Source organism: Pseudomonas sp. 21615526, from assembly GCF_013386245.1.
GTDB lineage: Bacteria > Pseudomonadota > Gammaproteobacteria > Pseudomonadales > Pseudomonadaceae > Aquipseudomonas.
Genome location: NZ_JACAOM010000035.1, coordinates 13,811 through 29,523 on the forward strand (window position 1 = coordinate 13,811; position 15,713 = coordinate 29,523).

Genomic DNA, 15,713 nt, shown 5'->3' on the forward strand with positions numbered 1-15,713 from the left:
AGGCAGGCCGGGAACTCCCTTCTTTACACCCGGGGCTTATGAGGCAACGCGCCCATAGCCCCAGCCCGTTTTGGGAACCTTGGTACAGGCAGGCCGGGGATTCCCTCTTTTATTGCTCCTGGAGATGGATCTCCACCCGCCAGCGTCCATCGGCCTTCTCTCCCGACCACTCCCCGCGCAACGGCCGAGCCGCCACCAGGTTCAGCAGCAAGCCGCCATCGGTCTTGCGTACGCGCCAGTTCACATCCTTGTCATTGACCTTCAATTGGCCGCCCTGGGCCTTGCCAAGCGCATCGAACAGCAGCGCCACGGTGCCGTCGATATGCTCGCCGTGCAGCTTGGGTTCGCTGTTGAACCACACCACCAGGCCATCGGCGGCGGGCTCTACCTGCTGCAGCTCAACCGGGTCTGGCGTGGTCAGCCGGCCGATCATCAGGCCTACCATCAAGCCGACAATCGCCAACGAGCCTAAAACCCGTGGCAATAGCTTCGGCCTGGGGTCTTCTTCAGGGGTAGAATGCAGCGCATCTTTGCCTTCGGAGCCGTGCATGTTTCACGTCATCCTTTTTCAACCAGAAATTCCGCCGAATACCGGCAACGTTATCAGGCTGTGCGCCAACAGTGGCTGCCACCTGCATTTGATCGAGCCCTTGGGTTTCGACATGGACGACAAGCGCCTGCGCCGCGCCGGGCTGGACTACCACGAGTACGCCACCCTGCAACGCCACGCCGACCTTGCCAGCTGCCTGGAAAGCCTGAACCACCCACGGTTGTTCGCGTTTACCACCAAGGGTTCGCGGCCGTTCCATGATGCCAGCTTTGCCGAAGGCGACGCCTTTCTGTTCGGCCCGGAAAGCCGCGGCCTGCCGGCAGACGTGCTGGACGCCCTGCCAGACGGCCACCGCCTGCGGTTGCCGATGCGCGAAGGCTGCCGCAGCCTGAACCTGTCCAACACCGTGGCCGTCGCGGTTTACGAAGGTTGGCGGCAACTGGGGTTCAAGTAACACTGCATAACGAATGTGGGAGCGGGCTTGCTCGCGAAAGCGGAGTGCCAGTCAACGAAGATATCGACTGAAGTACCGCATTCGCGAGCAAGCCCGCTCCCACATTGGATCGGCGTCGTTGCTCAGAACAGCTTACTGAACCGTTGGCGAGCCTTCCTGTTGCATGCGCTGCAGCTCTTGCGCATACAGGGCATCGAAGTTCACCGGAGCCAGCATCAGCGCCGGGAACGAGCCACGGGTGACCAGGCTGTCCAGGGTCTCACGGGCATACGGGAACAGGATGTTCGGGCAGAACGCGCCCAGGGTGTGGCTCATGGACGCTTCGTCCAGGCCCTGGATCAGGAAGATACCGGCCTGTTGCACTTCAGCAATGAAGGCCACTTCTTCGCCGTTCTTGACGGTGACCGACAGGGTCAGCACGACCTCGTGGAAGTCACCTTCCAGTGCCTTCTGACGAGTGTTCAGGTCCAGCGCAACGCTCGGGGTCCATTCCTGACGGAAGATGGCCGGGCTTTTCGGCGCTTCGAACGACAAGTCACGCACGTAAATACGCTGCAGGGAAAATTGTGGGCCTTGAGCTTCTTCTGCTGCCGCTTCGGTGTTCTGTTGGTCAGTCATCGCAGATCCTTCGTGATCTTGGGGTCTTTTAGGGGTTAGGAGTCAGACGTGAAGCAGCGCATCCAGTTTACCGGCGCGCTCGAGTGCGAACAGGTCATCGCAACCACCGACATGCTTGTCACCGATCCAGATCTGCGGCACGGACGTGCGTCCCGCTTTCTTGGTCATCTCGGCGCGCACCTGGGGCTTGCCATCAACCTTGATCTCTTCGAAGACAACGCCCTTTTTCACAAGCAGGGCCTTGGCCCGCATGCAATAAGGGCAATAATCGCTGGAATAAACGACAACCTGGCTCATATCACTTCACCAGCGGCAGGTTATCGCCACGCCAGCTGGAAATACCACCCGACAGTTTGGCGGCGTTGAAGCCGGTTTTCAGCATCTCGCGGGCGTGGGTGCCGGAGTGCTGGCCCTGGGCGTCGACCAGGATAATCGTCTTGGCCTTGTGCTTTTCCAGCTCGGCCAGGCGCGAAATCAGTTTGTCCTGGGGAATGTTCAGCGCGCCGACAATGTGACCGGCGGCGAAATCCTTGGCGGGACGAATGTCCACCACTACGGCCTCATCCTTGTTGACCAGGGCGGTCAGCTCGGACGTGCTGAGGCTGCGGCCACCGCGGCTCAATTCGTGAGCGATCAGCAGCGCCAGCAGTACGACGAACGCACCAGCGAGCAAATAGTGGGTAGTGGCAAATGCAATCAGGTGATCAACCATCAAGGAGGTTCCAGGGCGTTAAAATGGCGGTAAGTATACACAGCCGTCATGGTCGGCCAACCCCCGTAAAGCGGTGACGTGGTCGGAACTTCGCTTTAAACTGCCACTCCCTTTTCTATTCCCTTCATTCATTACCGCCGCGAGAGGATCTATGACTACTACGCCTAAACCTTTGGTCCTGATAATTCTCGATGGCTTCGGACACAGTGAAAGCCACCACGACAACGCCGTGTACTCGGCCAGGAAGCCAGTACTGGACCGTCTGAGCGCTACCGTTCCGAACGGCCTGATCTCGGGCTCGGGCATGGATGTTGGCCTGCCGGACGGCCAAATGGGCAACTCGGAAGTCGGCCATATGAATCTCGGTGCCGGACGAGTGGTCTATCAAGACTTCACCCGCGTGACCAAAGCGATCCGCGACGGTGAGTTTTTCGAGAACCCAAACATCTGCGCGGCAGTGGATAAAGCGGTCAAGGCCGGCAAGGCCGTGCACTTCATGGGCCTGCTGTCGGACGGCGGCGTCCACAGCCACCAGGACCACCTGATCGCCATGGCCGAACTGGCCTTCAAGCGCGGCGCCGAGAAGATCTACCTGCACGCGTTCCTCGACGGCCGCGACACCCCGCCGAAAAGTGCCCAGTCCTCCATCGAACTGCTGGATGAAACCTTCAAGACCCTCGGCAAAGGCCGCATCGCCAGTCTGGTTGGCCGCTACTTCGCCATGGACCGCGACAACCGCTGGGACCGCGTGGCACAGGCCTACAACCTGATCGTCGACGGCCAGGCCGAATTCAACGCCGCCACCGCCCAGGAAGGCCTGGAGGCCGCCTACGCCCGTGGCGAGAGTGACGAGTTCGTCAAGGCCACCACCATCGGCGAACCGGTCAAGGTCGAAGATGGCGACGCCGTGGTGTTCATGAACTTCCGCGCCGACCGTGCCCGCGAGCTGAGCCACGTATTCGTCGATGCCGGCTTCAAGGACTTCGAGCGCGCCCGCCAGCCGAAAGTCGAATTCGTGATGCTGACCCAATACGCCGCCAACATCCCGGCCCCGTCGGCATTCGCCCCGGGCAGCCTGGAAAACGTGCTGGGGGATTACCTGGCGAAAAACGGCAAGACCCAACTGCGCATTGCCGAAACCGAGAAATACGCCCACGTGACCTTCTTCTTCTCCGGCGGTCGTGAAGAACCGTTCCCGGGTGAAGAACGCATCCTGATTCCGTCGCCGAAAGTCGCCACCTACGACCTGCAGCCGGAGATGAGTGCCCCGGAAGTCACGGACAAGATCGTCGACGCTATCGAACACCAGCGCTATGACGTGATCGTGGTCAACTACGCCAACGGTGACATGGTGGGCCACAGCGGCAACCTGGAAGCGGCGGTAAAAGCCGTGGAATGCCTGGACCTGTGCGTCGGCCGCATCGTCGACGCGCTGGACAAGGTGGGCGGCGAAGCGCTGATCACCGCCGACCACGGCAACTGCGAGCAAATGTCCGACGAATCCACCGGCCAGGCCCACACCGCCCACACCACCGAGCCGGTGCCATTCATCTACGTAGGCAAACGTGACTTTAAAGTACGTGATGGCGGCGTGCTGGCCGACGTGGCACCGACCATGTTGATGCTGATGGGGCTGGAGAAGCCGAAAGAGATGACTGGCACTTCGATTCTGGTCTGACACAGTTCAGGGGTTGCTCAAAACAGGCAGCCCGTCAATAATGGACTTGAGCGCGAAACCAGTTGCCTCCAGCGGCGATAACTGGCGTAGGAACCCCGCAGATGGCTGGATATCCGCGTAGGGTGAGACCTCCACACCCCTGCTTGAGGGTGTGTATATGAATATCAAGCAAGCACTACTTAGGGCAGTTCGAAAGAGCTGCCCTTTTCTTTGGGCGTCACAAAAGCTCGTAACGCTTGTAGAGCAACTCACCATGACGATGCTTGTTCAAGGCCTTGGCGTCTGTCTGCATGAAGTTCCACAGCACATTGCCAGCCTGAATATTGACCACCACCAGCATCTGCCTCCTGGATTCATAAGCCCCAATGAATGCTAAACGGGCGGAGCAATCGCTATAAGCAACACGCCATATTTCCAGAGGCCCCGTCAATGTGTCCAAGGCGAACCTGACATAACGCTCTCTGGCGTCCTGCCGCTTTTCAACAATGTGCTGCAGACAGCTACGCCTGATCGCTATTTGCCCCAAAGGCGAGGCAACTTCCACTTCCGAACAGCTCGAATGGGCAATGCCAAAATGCATTGCGACTATATCGATGGCCGCTTCGACGTCATTGCCGGCGGCCACTTCCTCAAGTGGACGCGCTCGCAAGGCCCGATCCAGACTACGAAGATCGGGAAGCCCAGAATCAAGCCACGTTTGCTGGCCTTTTGACTCGTGAATACAAGGCATTACTGACTATGCCGACCGTCGGATTAACAGGGCCGAAGAGTCTATTCCGAGCGCAAATGCACCGTCAGGGTGGAGCATTTCAAGGCATTTCGCGAAGCACACAAAACAACTGCAGAAGCACGACACGACGCTCTCAACCGCTCGTCGCCTTCAAAGGGCTATGGGACTTGCCCACAATTGCTTGCAGAATGCGGCCACTGGGCACCTAACTTGCCTGCCAAGCCGAATTGGGCGTTTTTTTTGCAGCGCTTGGCGGGCATACTAGGCCGTCCCTTTCCCTGGTGTCGCCCGCCTCTATGCTTCGCGCCTTGATTACCCTTGCTCTTGTCTGCCTGCTCCAACCGGCGTTTGCCGATGAGCGCGCACAAACCCAACAACAGTTGGACGCTACGCGTCAGGACATTACCGAGCTGAAGAAGCTGCTCGGCAAGCTCCAGGAAGAGAAGTCCGGCGTGCAGAAAGACCTGCGCGGCACGGAAACCGAGATGGGCAAGCTGGAGAAGCAGGTCCAGGAGCTGCAAAAAGAACTAAAGAAGAGCGAGTCGGAACTGGAGCGACTCGACGCTGAGAAAAAAAAACTCCAGAGCGCCCGCGTTGAACAGCAACGCCTGATCGCGATCCAGGCCCGCGCCGCTTACCAGAACGGCCGCCAGGAATACCTCAAGCTGCTGCTCAACCAGCAGAACCCGGAAAAGTTCGCCCGCACCCTTACCTATTACGACTACCTGAGCAAGGCCCGCCTGGAGCAACTGAAAAGCTTCAACGAGACCCTGCGCCAGTTGGCCAACGTCGAGCAGGAAATCGCCAACCAGCAGTCGCAGCTGCTCGACCAGAAAACCGCCCTCGACAGCCAGCGCGACGAGCTGGACAAGGTCCGCAAGGAGCGCCAGCAGGCGCTGGCCAAGCTGAATGACGACGTGAAGGCCCGTGACGCCAAGCTCCAGGCCCGCGAGCAAGACCAGGCCGACCTGGGCAAAGTCCTGAAAACCATCGAGGAAACCCTGGCGCGCCAGGCCCGTGAGGCAGAGCAGGCGCGGCAAAAAGCGCTGATTGCCCAGCAGGAAGCCGAAAAAAAGCGCGAGCGTGAAGCCGCCGAGGCAGTCGCCAGCGCCACTACCGACGCCCCGGCCCCGCGTAAACCGGCGCGTGCAGCGCCTGGCCCGCTGGTTTCCAGCGCCGGCGAATCCTTCGGCGGACCTTTTGCTTCAGCTCGGGGCAAACTTCCATGGCCAGTTGATGGTCGATTACTGGCACGCTTTGGTGAAACCCGTGGCGATGACACCCGCGCCAAGTGGGACGGTGTGATGATCAGTGCCGGTGCCGGCACCCAGGTCCACGCTATCCACGGCGGCCGTGTGGTATTCGCCGATTGGCTGCGTGGCGCAGGTTTGTTGGTGATTCTTGACCACGGTAATGGCTATTTGAGCCTTTACGGCCACAATCAAACTTTGCTTAAAGCGGCAGGTGATGTTGTAAAAGCCGGTGAATCCATCTCCACTGTCGGTAACAGTGGTGGCCAGGACACCCCGGCGCTGTACTTCGCTATTCGTCAGCAGGGCCGCCCGAGCGACCCGGCACAATGGTGCCGTACCCAAGGATAAGGGTCGCATCTACATTAGGAGTTCGTTCGACATGCTGCATTTGTCCCGCCTCACATCGCTGGCCCTGACGATCGCTCTGGTGATCGGCGCGCCTTTGGCATTCGCCGACCAGACCGCCCAGTCGGCCACGGCCGCGACCACCAAGGCCCCGCTGCCGCTGGACGAGTTGCGCACCTTTGCCGAGGTCATGGACCGGATCAAGGCCGCTTATGTCGAACCTGTGGACGACAAGACCCTGCTGGAAAATGCCATCAAGGGCATGCTCAGCAACCTTGACCCGCACTCCGCCTACCTGGGCCCGGAAGATTTCGCCGAGCTGCAGGAGAGCACCAGCGGTGAATTCGGTGGCCTGGGCATTGAAGTCGGCGCCGACGACGGCAACATCAAGGTCGTTTCGCCGATCGATGACACCCCTGCGTCCAAGGCCGGCATCCAGGCCGGTGACTTTATCGTCAAGATCAACGGCCAGCCGACCCGCGGCCAGACCATGACCGAAGCCGTCGACAAGATGCGCGGCAAGATCGGCCAGAAAATCACCCTGACCCTGGTGCGCGACGGCGGCACGCCGTTCGACGTGACCCTGACCCGCGCCACCATCACGGTCAAAAGCGTGAAGAGCCAGCTGCTGGAGTCGGGCTACGGCTACATCCGTATCACCCAGTTCCAGGTCAAGACCGGCGACGAAGTGGCCAAGGCCCTCGCCAAGCTGCGCAAAGACAACGGCAAGAAACTCAGCGGCATCGTGCTCGACCTGCGCAACAACCCGGGCGGCGTGTTGCAGGCAGCGGTGGAGGTGGTCGACCACTTCATCACCAAGGGCCTGATCGTCTACACCAAGGGCCGTATCGCCAACTCCGAGCTGCGCTTCTCGGCCACCGGCAACGACCTCAGCGAAGGCGTGCCGATGGTTGTGCTGATCAACGGCGGCAGCGCCTCGGCTTCGGAAATCGTCGCCGGCGCCCTGCAAGACCAGAAACGCGGCGTGCTGATGGGCACCACCAGCTTCGGCAAAGGCTCGGTGCAAACCGTGCTGCCGCTGAACAACGAGCGTGCCTTGAAGATCACCACGGCGCTGTACTACACGCCGAACGGTCGCTCGATCCAGGCCCAGGGCATCGTGCCGGACATCGAAGTGCGCAAGGCCAAGATCACCAACGAAGCCGACAGCGAGTTCTACAAGGAAGCGGACCTGCAAGGCCACTTGGGCAATGGCAACGGCGGCGCCGACCAGCCGACCGGCAGCGGCTCGAAAGCCAAGCCGATGCCGCAGGACGACGATTATCAGTTGGCCCAGGCGCTGAGCCTGCTCAAGGGCCTGAGCATTACGCGCAGCCGTTGATATGCGCCGTGGACTGATCATCGCGTTGCTGTGCTGTCTGGCGGGTGTCGCCCAAGGCAACCCCGCCAGTGCAGCCCCCGCTGAACACAAAGCCTACCTGACCCTGATCATCGACGACCTCGGGCAAAACCTGCCCCGGGATCGTCGTGTGCTCGCCCTGCCCGGCCCGGTGACCACGGCGATCATGCCCGACACACCCCACGCCGCCGAATTCGCCCGCGAAGCCCACAAGGCCGGCAAGATCGTCATCCTGCACATGCCCATGGACCCGGCCACCGGCCCGTTCGCCTGGCACCCCGACCTGCCCATCGAAGAGCTGGGCAAACGCCTGGACGCGGCCTTCAAGGCCGTGCCCTACACCGCCGGCATCAACAACCACATGGGCAGCCGCATGACCGCCCAGCCGGAGGCCATGGCCTGGTTGATGGGTGAGCTGCAACGACGCCACAAGTTCTTCGTCGACAGCCGCACCAGCGCTAAAACCGTCGCCGCCGCCGAGGCGCAAAAGATTGGCCTGGCCAGCGTCTCGCGGGATGTGTTCCTCGACGACGAACGCACCGAAGCGGCCATCACCACCCAGCTGCAGACCGCGATCAAGCTGGCCCACAAACAGGGGTCGGCGGTGATGATCGGCCACCCTTATCCACAGACCCTGGCGGTACTCGAACGTGAGCTGCCCAAGCTCAAGGCCCAGGGCGTCGAGTGGATCGACATCAAGTTGATGATCAGCCTGCGCAGCAACCAGGCCATGGCCGGGCACGGAAAAAACGGCACTTACCGCTAGTGCTATATAGCTACCGCGCCTGACCGAGCGGACTCTTCGATAGTGGATCTTCGTATCCACTGGAGAGTCTGTAGATGAACTCACTGCAATACAAAGACCTGCTGATCAACTTCACCACCGAGTTCGTTCCTGTATGGAACGACAAAGGCACTCGCGCCGAGAAACCCGTGACCTTCTGGCGCCCGAGCACATCCTCCGACGCGCTGGGCAACTTCGTCCCGCTGGGTGATGTGGCCGTGGCGGGTTACCACAACATCAATCAACTGAACATCGTCGCTGTTGTCAGCGAAGTTGACCGGGAGAATGGCACCGCCTTGCGGCCCCCCGTCGACTTCGAGAGAGTCTGGGAACACTCGGGACCAAGGGCACGCGCCAATTTCTCAATCTGGCGGCCCACCGCTCCAGAAGGTTATGTGGCGATGGGGCTGGTCTGTGGCCTCGGTAACGACAAACCACCACGCAATACCATCCGCTGTGTCAGAGAAGACCTGGTGACTCAGGCCTATGTCGACCAGTTGATCTGGAGCGACCAAGGCAGCGGCGCCCACCGGGACTTCAGCGCCTGGGGTGTCTCCCCGTCGCAAGCAGCTCCTGGCCAAGCCTACCTGGCACCGGGCACCTTTACCGGCGCCGAGGGCTATGCCAAGCCAACCAGGCAACGCCCGGTGCACGCCCTGCGGCTGGACCTTGCGCTTCATTCCGAAGATTTGCCGCCACTTTCACCCGAAATGGCACCAGGACGCACGATGCCGGAGCAGGTAACAGAGGGCATTCATGTGTGCGAACTGCCCTGGTTTACCGTGAACGACCCGACCCTGACGCCCCTGGAAAAACTGCAAACGTGCCCGGTATATCGGTTGAAAAGAATCGACCAGTACAGCTTGGTAGCCAGCGGTCAAAACACCACGCCAGCAAGCCAAACCTTCAGTTGGGTATTCGCAAAAGGAGAGATCAGTGATTTCTCCTTGGGCCTGCGCTCCTTGACCGGCGTCGATATAAAGGCTGCCTGGGCACCCCGGCATCCGTTGAGTATCAGTGCCAACCTCAATCGCGACTTCACGCATACGGGCTTGACCGCACAAGGCTGGGAACGGGAGGGCGTGGCGGATGTGATGGCTTACATCCCGGCGAATAAATCCATCGCTGCCTACCTGGTCAAAAGCCGATACGAGCTATTGCGGGCTGACGGCAGCCAGCTCGGGCCAACCCTGACCTATGCCAGCGGAGATAACGTCTACTTCAGCGAGCTGCTGCAACCTGAAGCGGCGGTTACTGCTGTTGAGGAGCCAGAGGAAGTACCAGCAGCGGTGCCCGAGCCCACAGAAAACGACCTAGAGATAACGCCCCATGATTTCATCGACGACACCCTCCTGCCGTAACTGATCGAGGGCCGCCTGGAGTTTCGCCACTACGTCATCCGGCACGTTTTTGTTCAGCGCCAGGTACAGCTCCGCGCTGTTGAAACGCAACACAGTCTTGAGCCCGGTCACCCCGACCTGGCGTGCCAGATAACGGCCCGCCGGGTCCCCGGTGGCCCACAGGTCGATCTGACCATCCACCAGCTTTTTCGCGTTGTCCTGATCCCGCAACACGATTACCGGCTTGAGCCCCTGCTTCTCCAGGCTCTCGGCGATGGCGTCGCCCTTGTAGGCGCCGATCTTGTAGCGCCGCGCCTGCTCAAGGTCGCTCAACTGGATCTTGCTGTCAGCCTTGGCCAGCAGCACCCAATCGTCCGGGCCGATGGGGCCGACCCATTTGAACAGCGCCTCACGGTCCGGCAAGCGCGCCATCACGAACACGCCGTAACCGGGTTTTTCCAGGGCGAGTTTGTAGATCCGGTCCCAAGGGAACCGCAGGGTCAGGTTGTAGGAAATACCGGCACGCTGGAACGTCTCGCGGACGATGTCCACGGCAATGCCTTCGATGTTCTCTTCCTTGGCGAAGTTCTTGCCGTTTTTCGCCATGTTGTACGGCGGGAAGTTTTCCGTCAGCAACACCAGGGAAGCGCCGTCGGACGGTTCATCAGCGTAAGCCGAACCCGTCAGCAGAACGGTGGTACTGGCGAGGGCGAGCAGCAGGTCTTTGAACATGAAAGTTACCGGAATCCATGGCAAGCCCAGAGAGTGCCGCGAGCCTGCCATGGTGTCCAGTGACGTTTAGCGTACGACGATACCGCGCGCCGCCATGTAGGCCTTGGCCTCAGGCACGGTGTATTCGCCAAAGTGGAAAATACTCGCCGCCAGCACTGCGCTGGCGTGGCCTTCGATCACGCCGTCGGCCAGGTGCTGCAGGTTGCCGACGCCGCCGGAAGCAATCACCGGGATGCCCAGCGCGTCGCTGATGGCGCGGGTCACGCCCAGGTCGAAGCCGTTTTTCATGCCGTCCTGGTCCATGCTGGTCAGCAGGATTTCACCGGCACCCAGGGCTTCCATCTTCATCGCCCACTGCACGGCATCCAGCCCGGTCGGCTTGCGCCCGCCGTGGGTGAAGATCTCCCAGCGCGGAGTTTCGCCCGGGCCGGAGACTTTCTTGGCGTCGATGGCAACCACGATGCATTGCGAACCGAAGTGCTGTGCGGCTTCGCCGACAAATTCCGGGTTGAACACCGCCGCAGTGTTGATCGAAACCTTGTCCGCGCCGGCATTCAGCAGGTTGCGAATGTCCTGCACGGTACGCACGCCACCGCCCACGGTCAGCGGGATAAACACCTGGCTGGCCATGCGCTCCACGGTATGCAGCGTGGTGTCGCGACCATCGACGCTGGCGGTGATGTCGAGAAAGGTAATCTCGTCGGCGCCCTGTTCGTCGTAGCGACGGGCGATCTCCACCGGGTCGCCGGCGTCACGGATGTTCTCGAACTTGACGCCCTTGACCACGCGACCGTTGTCGACGTCCAGGCAAGGGATGATGCGTTTGGCCAGCGCCATGGTCAGTCCTCAGCCGTTGTAGGCGTCGCAGTAAGCCTGGGCTTCAGCGACGTCCAGGGTGCCTTCATAGATCGCCCGGCCGGTGATGGCGCCGATGATCCCCGGCGCCTTCGCGTCCAGCAGCGACTTGATGTCGCCGAGGTTGTGGATACCGCCGGAAGCGATCACCGGGATCCTGGTGGCGGCGGCCAGCGCAGCGGTGAACGGTACGTTGCAGCCCTGCATCATGCCGTCTTTGGCGATGTCGGTATAAACGATGGCGGAGACGCCGTCGGCTTCAAACTGCTTGGCGAGGTCGATCACCTGGACGGTACTGATCTCGGCCCAGCCGTCGGTGGCGACGAAACCGTCCTTGGCGTCCAGGCCCACGATCACTTTGCCGGGGAACGCACGGCAGGCTTCGGCGACGAAGGCCGGGTCTTTCACGGCCTTGGTGCCGATGATCACGTAGCTCACGCCCGCTTTCACGTAGTGCTCGATGGTTTCCAGGGAGCGGATACCGCCGCCGATCTGGATCGGCAGGTTCGGGTAGCGCTTGGCGATCGCCGTCACCACTTCGCCGTTGACCGGCTGGCCTTCGAACGCACCGTTCAAGTCCACCAGATGCAGACGACGGCAACCGCCTTCCACCCACTTGGCAGCCATGCTCACCGGGTCATCGGAGAACACCGTGGAATCTTCCATGCGGCCCTGGCGCAGACGTACGCAGGCGCCGTCCTTGAGATCGATTGCGGGAATAATCAGCATCTGGCAAACCTTATTCGATATTCAGCGTTGCTCGGGAAATCAGGGTTTCTCGAGCGCCCACAAGTCGCTTTCGATGCTTTCGAACCTTTCTTTAAGGTGCGTCTGCACATCGAAAATCGCCCTGTTGTAATAGTGCGGAGCAATTTCAGTGGTGAACAGTTCGAGGATTTCTGCGACCTCGAACGAGCCGAGCTTGAGCTCGAAGCGGTCTTCCATGAAACGCTTGATCTTGTCGGTGGCCTCACTCTCCTGCTGGGGAGTGAGGTTCAAGATCGGCGGCTTGACCTTCTTGGCCATTACCAGCGCCCGTCCCACGCGGCGAAGTTCTGCAGCAATTGCAGGCCATGGGTATGGCTCTTCTCCGGGTGGAACTGCACGGCAAAGCGCGAACCGTCGGCCAGGGCCGCGGCGAAGTCGACGCCATAGTGCCCGCCACCCACCACCTGGCGCGGGTTACCGGCGGCGATGTAATAGCTGTGTACGAAATAGAAACGCGCCAGGTCCGGTACTTCGTGCCACAGCGGGTGATCCACGGTCTGGCGCACTTCGTTCCAGCCCATGTGTGGCACCTTCAGGTGCTCGCCGTCTTCGTGCAGGTCCTTGCCGAAAAACTTCACCTGGCCCGGAAACAGACCGATGCAGTCGACGCCGTCGTTCTCTTCACTGCTGTCGAGCAAGGCTTGCATGCCCACGCAGATGCCGAGGAACGGCCGGTCCTGGCTGACTTCACGCACCAGGCTGTCGAAGCCCAGGCGGCGAATCTCGGCCATGCAGTCGCGAATCGCGCCAACCCCCGGGAACACTACCCGGTCGGCTTCGCGAATCACGTCGGCATCGCTGGTGATCAGCACCTTGCCGGCACCTACGTGCTCGAGGGCCTTGGCCACCGAGTGCAGGTTACCCATGCCGTAGTCGATAACCGCGACCGTCTGCATTACAGGACGCCCTTGGTCGACGGCATTTGCCCGGCCATGCGGTCATCCAGCTCCACGGCCATGCGCAGGGCACGGCCGAAAGCCTTGAACACGGTCTCGATCTGGTGGTGGGTGTTGGTGCCACGCAGGTTGTCGATGTGCAGGCTGACCAGGGCGTGGTTGACGAAACCCTGGAAGAATTCCTGGAACAGGTCGACGTCGAAGCCGCCCACGGTGGCGCGGGTGTACGGCACGTGCATCTGCAGGCCCGGGCGGCCGGAGAAGTCGATGACCACACGCGACAGCGCTTCATCCAGCGGGACATAGGCGTGGCCGTAGCGACGGATGCCTTTCTTGTCGCCGATGGCTTTGGCAAATGCCTGGCCCAACGTGATACCGACGTCTTCCACCGTGTGGTGGTCGTCGATATGCAGGTCGCCCTTGCTGACGATATCCAGGTCGATCAGCCCGTGACGGGCGATCTGGTCCAGCATGTGCTCAAGAAAAGGTACACCGATATCAAATCGGGCCTTTCCGGTGCCATCCAGGTTGATCGAGGCTTTGATCTGGGTTTCCAGAGTGTCGCGCTCGACGGACGCCTTACGTTCGGCCATCACCAGCTCCGCAAAATCATTGGGCGAAAAAGGCAGCCATTATAGGGGCGCGGGCGCTAAACAGAAACATCGGAGGGGATAAGACTGATGGAGTGTCGGGGATAGACATGTCAGTACAAGTGTGGGAGCAGCTTTGCGTGGGAGCGGGCTTGCTCGCGAAAGCGGTGGGTCAGCCAACATGGGCTGACTGATCCATCGCATTCTCGAGCAAGCCCGCTCCCACACAAGCCCGCTCCCACAAGGGTTACGCGGTGTTAGTGGAACAGTACCGCAGTTTTCTGCAGGGTGACCCACACGCCCCACGCCAACGGAATGCCCACCGCCAGCCAGGCAGCCACCGCCAATGGCACGCTGCCGGAGGAGGCTTTCCACTCCAGCACGGTGCTGGAATCGGCGCCCTTGTCATGGCCCAGCGCCTGCTCGGCAGCCAGTTCGGCGTCGGTCATGAAGTACTTGTCTGCCACCGGCCGTACCAGCAGGTTGCAGATAAAGCCCAGCACCAGCAGGCCGGCGAGGATGTACAAGGTGATGTCGTAGGCGGCAGCGCGTTCAACGCCGATGCTCAACTGATACTCACGCAGGTAGTTCACCAGCACCGGGCCCAGTACGCCCGCCGCTGCCCAAGCGGTCAGCAGGCGACCGTGGATCGCACCCACCATTTGCGTACCGAACAGGTCCGCCAGGTAAGCCGGCACCGTCGCAAAACCACCGCCGTACATCGACAGGATGATGCAGAACGCCGCCACGAACAGCGCGACGTTACCCAGGTGACCCAGGTTCGGGATCAGCGCGTACAGGGCAAAGCCCAGGGCGAAGAACACGAAGTAGGTATTTTTACGGCCCAGGTAGTCGGAGAACGATGCCCAGAAGAACCGGCCACCAATGTTGAACAGGCTCAACAGACCGGTAAAGCCGGCTGCGATGGCCGCGATGGAAGCCAGTTGGCCGGCATCCAGTTGGCCAAATGCCAGGCCGTTACCCAGCAACTTGCCGCCGAACACTTCCTGCAGCAGCGGCGAAGCCATGCCGAGGATGCCGATACCGGCAGACACGTTCAGGCACAGCACCAGCCACACCAGGCGGAATTGCGGGGTTTTCCAGGCCACGTTCACGTGCACGTGACGATGGGTGATCATCGCGTTGCTGGCTTTTTTCGCCGGGGCAGTCCAGCCCTCAGGCTTCCAGCCGGTAGGCGGAACACGGTAGGACAAGGCGCCGCCGATCATGAACACGAAGTAGATCACGGCCATGACCACGAAGCTCTGCCACACGCCAACGCTGGTTGGCGAGGCAAAGTGGCCCATCAAGGCGGCTGCCAGCGGGGCACCCACCATCGCGCCGCCGCCGAAGCCCATGATCGCCATGCCGGTGGCCATGCCGCGCTTGTCCGGGAACCACTTGATCAGGGTCGAGACCGGCGAGATATAGCCCAGGCCCAGGCCGATACCGCCAATGACCCCGGAGCCGATCCACATCAGCCAGATCTGGTGGGTATAGATCCCCAACGCGGAGATCAGCAGGCCGCCACACCAGCACAAGGCCGAAACGACACCAGCCTTGCGTGGCCCGGCGTGTTCCAGCCAGCCGCCCCAGATCGCTGCGGAGCAGCCGAGGAAGATGAAGAACAGGGTGTAGATCCAGCCCAGCATGGAGATGGGCCAGTCGCATTGCGACGAGAAGACCTGGCTGATGAAGCTCATGTCCGGCGCGCAGGCGACCGGTGCGGTGATCCCCAGCGCCTTGGACAACGGCAGCCAGAACACCGAAAAACCGTAGGCCATGCCGATACACAGGTGGATCGCCAGGGCGGCCGGTGGTACCAGCCAACGGTTGAACCCGGGCTTGGCGATAATGCGTTCCTTGGACAGGAACGCAGGCTGTGCAGCAGTATTACCCGCCGCAGTGCTAGTGCTCATTGGTGTTTCCCCCAGTTATTAGTATGTGTCCGTCGGGCGCTCTCTCCCTCGGCCTTACACGCAAGGCGTGGCCGTTTTGTTGAGTAAAGCTCCTTTTAAACGCGACGTTTAGTCGCAGACGGCAGACGA

The 15,713-nt window shown here is 61.0% G+C and carries 18 protein-coding genes; 6 read left to right on the forward strand and 12 right to left on the reverse strand.

Annotated elements, in window-relative coordinates; genetic code table 11:
* Positions 1-109 precede the first annotated feature (109 nt).
* On the reverse strand, positions 110-550 hold the full coding sequence (locus HX786_RS12565; RefSeq protein WP_003218005.1) for a hypothetical protein: 441 nt from the start codon (positions 548-550) through the stop codon (positions 110-112).
* On the opposite strand from HX786_RS12565, the gene HX786_RS12570 reads away from it, so the two are divergent.
* Complete coding sequence (locus HX786_RS12570) at positions 549-1,004, forward strand: tRNA (cytidine(34)-2'-O)-methyltransferase (RefSeq protein ID WP_003218007.1); 456 nt, start codon at positions 549-551, stop codon at positions 1,002-1,004. The genes HX786_RS12565 and HX786_RS12570 overlap by 2 nt on opposite strands.
* A gap of 132 nt (positions 1,005-1,136) precedes the next feature.
* Here the strand turns inward: HX786_RS12570 and secB are convergent, their stop codons facing one another.
* Genes secB through HX786_RS12585 form a run of 3 tightly spaced genes read right to left on the reverse strand, consistent with a single transcriptional unit; the run spans position 1,137 to position 2,334 of the window.
* Entirely contained in the window at positions 1,137-1,622 is a 486-nt protein-coding gene (secB, locus tag HX786_RS12575) for a protein-export chaperone SecB (RefSeq protein ID WP_003218009.1), read from the reverse strand.
* 42 nt (positions 1,623-1,664) lie between these two features.
* Positions 1,665-1,919: a glutaredoxin 3 gene (gene grxC, locus HX786_RS12580; RefSeq protein WP_003218011.1), complete on the reverse strand. Its 255-nt coding sequence runs from the start codon at positions 1,917-1,919 to the stop codon at positions 1,665-1,667.
* A gap of 1 nt (position 1,920) precedes the next feature.
* Positions 1,921-2,334, reverse strand: a complete 414-nt coding sequence (locus tag HX786_RS12585) for a rhodanese-like domain-containing protein (RefSeq protein ID WP_003218014.1) — start codon at positions 2,332-2,334, stop codon at positions 1,921-1,923.
* A gap of 151 nt (positions 2,335-2,485) precedes the next feature.
* On the opposite strand from HX786_RS12585, the gene gpmI reads away from it, so the two are divergent.
* Complete coding sequence (gpmI, locus tag HX786_RS12590; protein ID WP_178912158.1) at positions 2,486-4,012, forward strand: 2,3-bisphosphoglycerate-independent phosphoglycerate mutase; 1,527 nt, start codon at positions 2,486-2,488, stop codon at positions 4,010-4,012.
* Positions 4,013-4,229: 217 nt separating this feature from the next.
* Here the strand turns inward: gpmI and HX786_RS12595 are convergent, their stop codons facing one another.
* On the reverse strand, positions 4,230-4,661 hold the full coding sequence (locus tag HX786_RS12595; protein ID WP_256344182.1) for a PBECR2 nuclease fold domain-containing protein: 432 nt from the start codon (positions 4,659-4,661) through the stop codon (positions 4,230-4,232).
* Positions 4,662-5,038: 377 nt separating this feature from the next.
* Between HX786_RS12595 and HX786_RS12600 the strand changes: the two genes are divergently transcribed.
* The 4 genes from HX786_RS12600 (at position 5,039) to HX786_RS12615 (ending at position 9,845) form a co-directional block, all read left to right on the forward strand.
* Complete coding sequence (locus tag HX786_RS12600) at positions 5,039-6,343, forward strand: murein hydrolase activator EnvC (RefSeq protein ID WP_087693335.1); 1,305 nt, start codon at positions 5,039-5,041, stop codon at positions 6,341-6,343.
* A 31-nt stretch (positions 6,344-6,374) separates the two neighbouring features.
* On the forward strand, positions 6,375-7,682 hold the full coding sequence (locus HX786_RS12605; RefSeq protein ID WP_003218023.1) for a S41 family peptidase: 1,308 nt from the start codon (positions 6,375-6,377) through the stop codon (positions 7,680-7,682).
* Between the two features lies 1 nt (position 7,683).
* Positions 7,684-8,466, forward strand: a complete 783-nt coding sequence (locus tag HX786_RS12610; protein ID WP_008435686.1) for a divergent polysaccharide deacetylase family protein — start codon at positions 7,684-7,686, stop codon at positions 8,464-8,466.
* 74 nt (positions 8,467-8,540) lie between these two features.
* Positions 8,541-9,845 (forward strand): Vps62-related protein, encoded by a 1,305-nt coding sequence (locus tag HX786_RS12615; RefSeq protein WP_178912160.1) that lies wholly within the window; start codon positions 8,541-8,543, stop codon positions 9,843-9,845.
* On the opposite strand, the gene HX786_RS12620 is transcribed toward HX786_RS12615, so the two are convergent.
* From HX786_RS12620 to HX786_RS12650, 7 genes are all read right to left on the reverse strand, one after another.
* Complete coding sequence (locus tag HX786_RS12620) at positions 9,798-10,556, reverse strand: ABC transporter substrate-binding protein (protein WP_003218028.1); 759 nt, start codon at positions 10,554-10,556, stop codon at positions 9,798-9,800. The two genes, HX786_RS12615 and HX786_RS12620, sit on opposite strands and share 48 nt — an antisense overlap.
* 66 nt (positions 10,557-10,622) lie before the next feature.
* Entirely contained in the window at positions 10,623-11,393 is a 771-nt protein-coding gene (gene hisF / locus HX786_RS12625) for an imidazole glycerol phosphate synthase subunit HisF (protein ID WP_003218030.1), read from the reverse strand.
* 9 nt (positions 11,394-11,402) lie between these two features.
* Positions 11,403-12,140 carry a 1-(5-phosphoribosyl)-5-[(5-phosphoribosylamino)methylideneamino]imidazole-4-carboxamide isomerase gene (gene hisA / locus HX786_RS12630; protein ID WP_008435688.1) on the reverse strand — a complete coding sequence of 246 codons (738 nt, stop codon included), beginning with the start codon at positions 12,138-12,140 and terminating at the stop codon, positions 11,403-11,405.
* A gap of 39 nt (positions 12,141-12,179) precedes the next feature.
* Positions 12,180-12,437: a DUF2164 domain-containing protein gene (locus HX786_RS12635; protein WP_003218033.1), complete on the reverse strand. Its 258-nt coding sequence runs from the start codon at positions 12,435-12,437 to the stop codon at positions 12,180-12,182.
* Entirely contained in the window at positions 12,437-13,075 is a 639-nt protein-coding gene (gene hisH / locus HX786_RS12640) for an imidazole glycerol phosphate synthase subunit HisH (RefSeq protein WP_003218034.1), read from the reverse strand. The genes HX786_RS12635 and hisH overlap by 1 nt, the downstream gene beginning before the upstream one ends.
* Positions 13,075-13,668 (reverse strand): imidazoleglycerol-phosphate dehydratase HisB, encoded by a 594-nt coding sequence (gene hisB / locus HX786_RS12645; protein ID WP_003218037.1) that lies wholly within the window; start codon positions 13,666-13,668, stop codon positions 13,075-13,077. Before hisB ends, hisH begins: the two co-directional genes overlap by 1 nt.
* A gap of 254 nt (positions 13,669-13,922) precedes the next feature.
* A complete protein-coding gene (locus HX786_RS12650) occupies positions 13,923-15,584 on the reverse strand; it encodes an OFA family MFS transporter (protein ID WP_003218039.1) in 1,662 nt (553 codons plus the stop codon).
* Positions 15,585-15,713 lie beyond the last annotated feature (129 nt).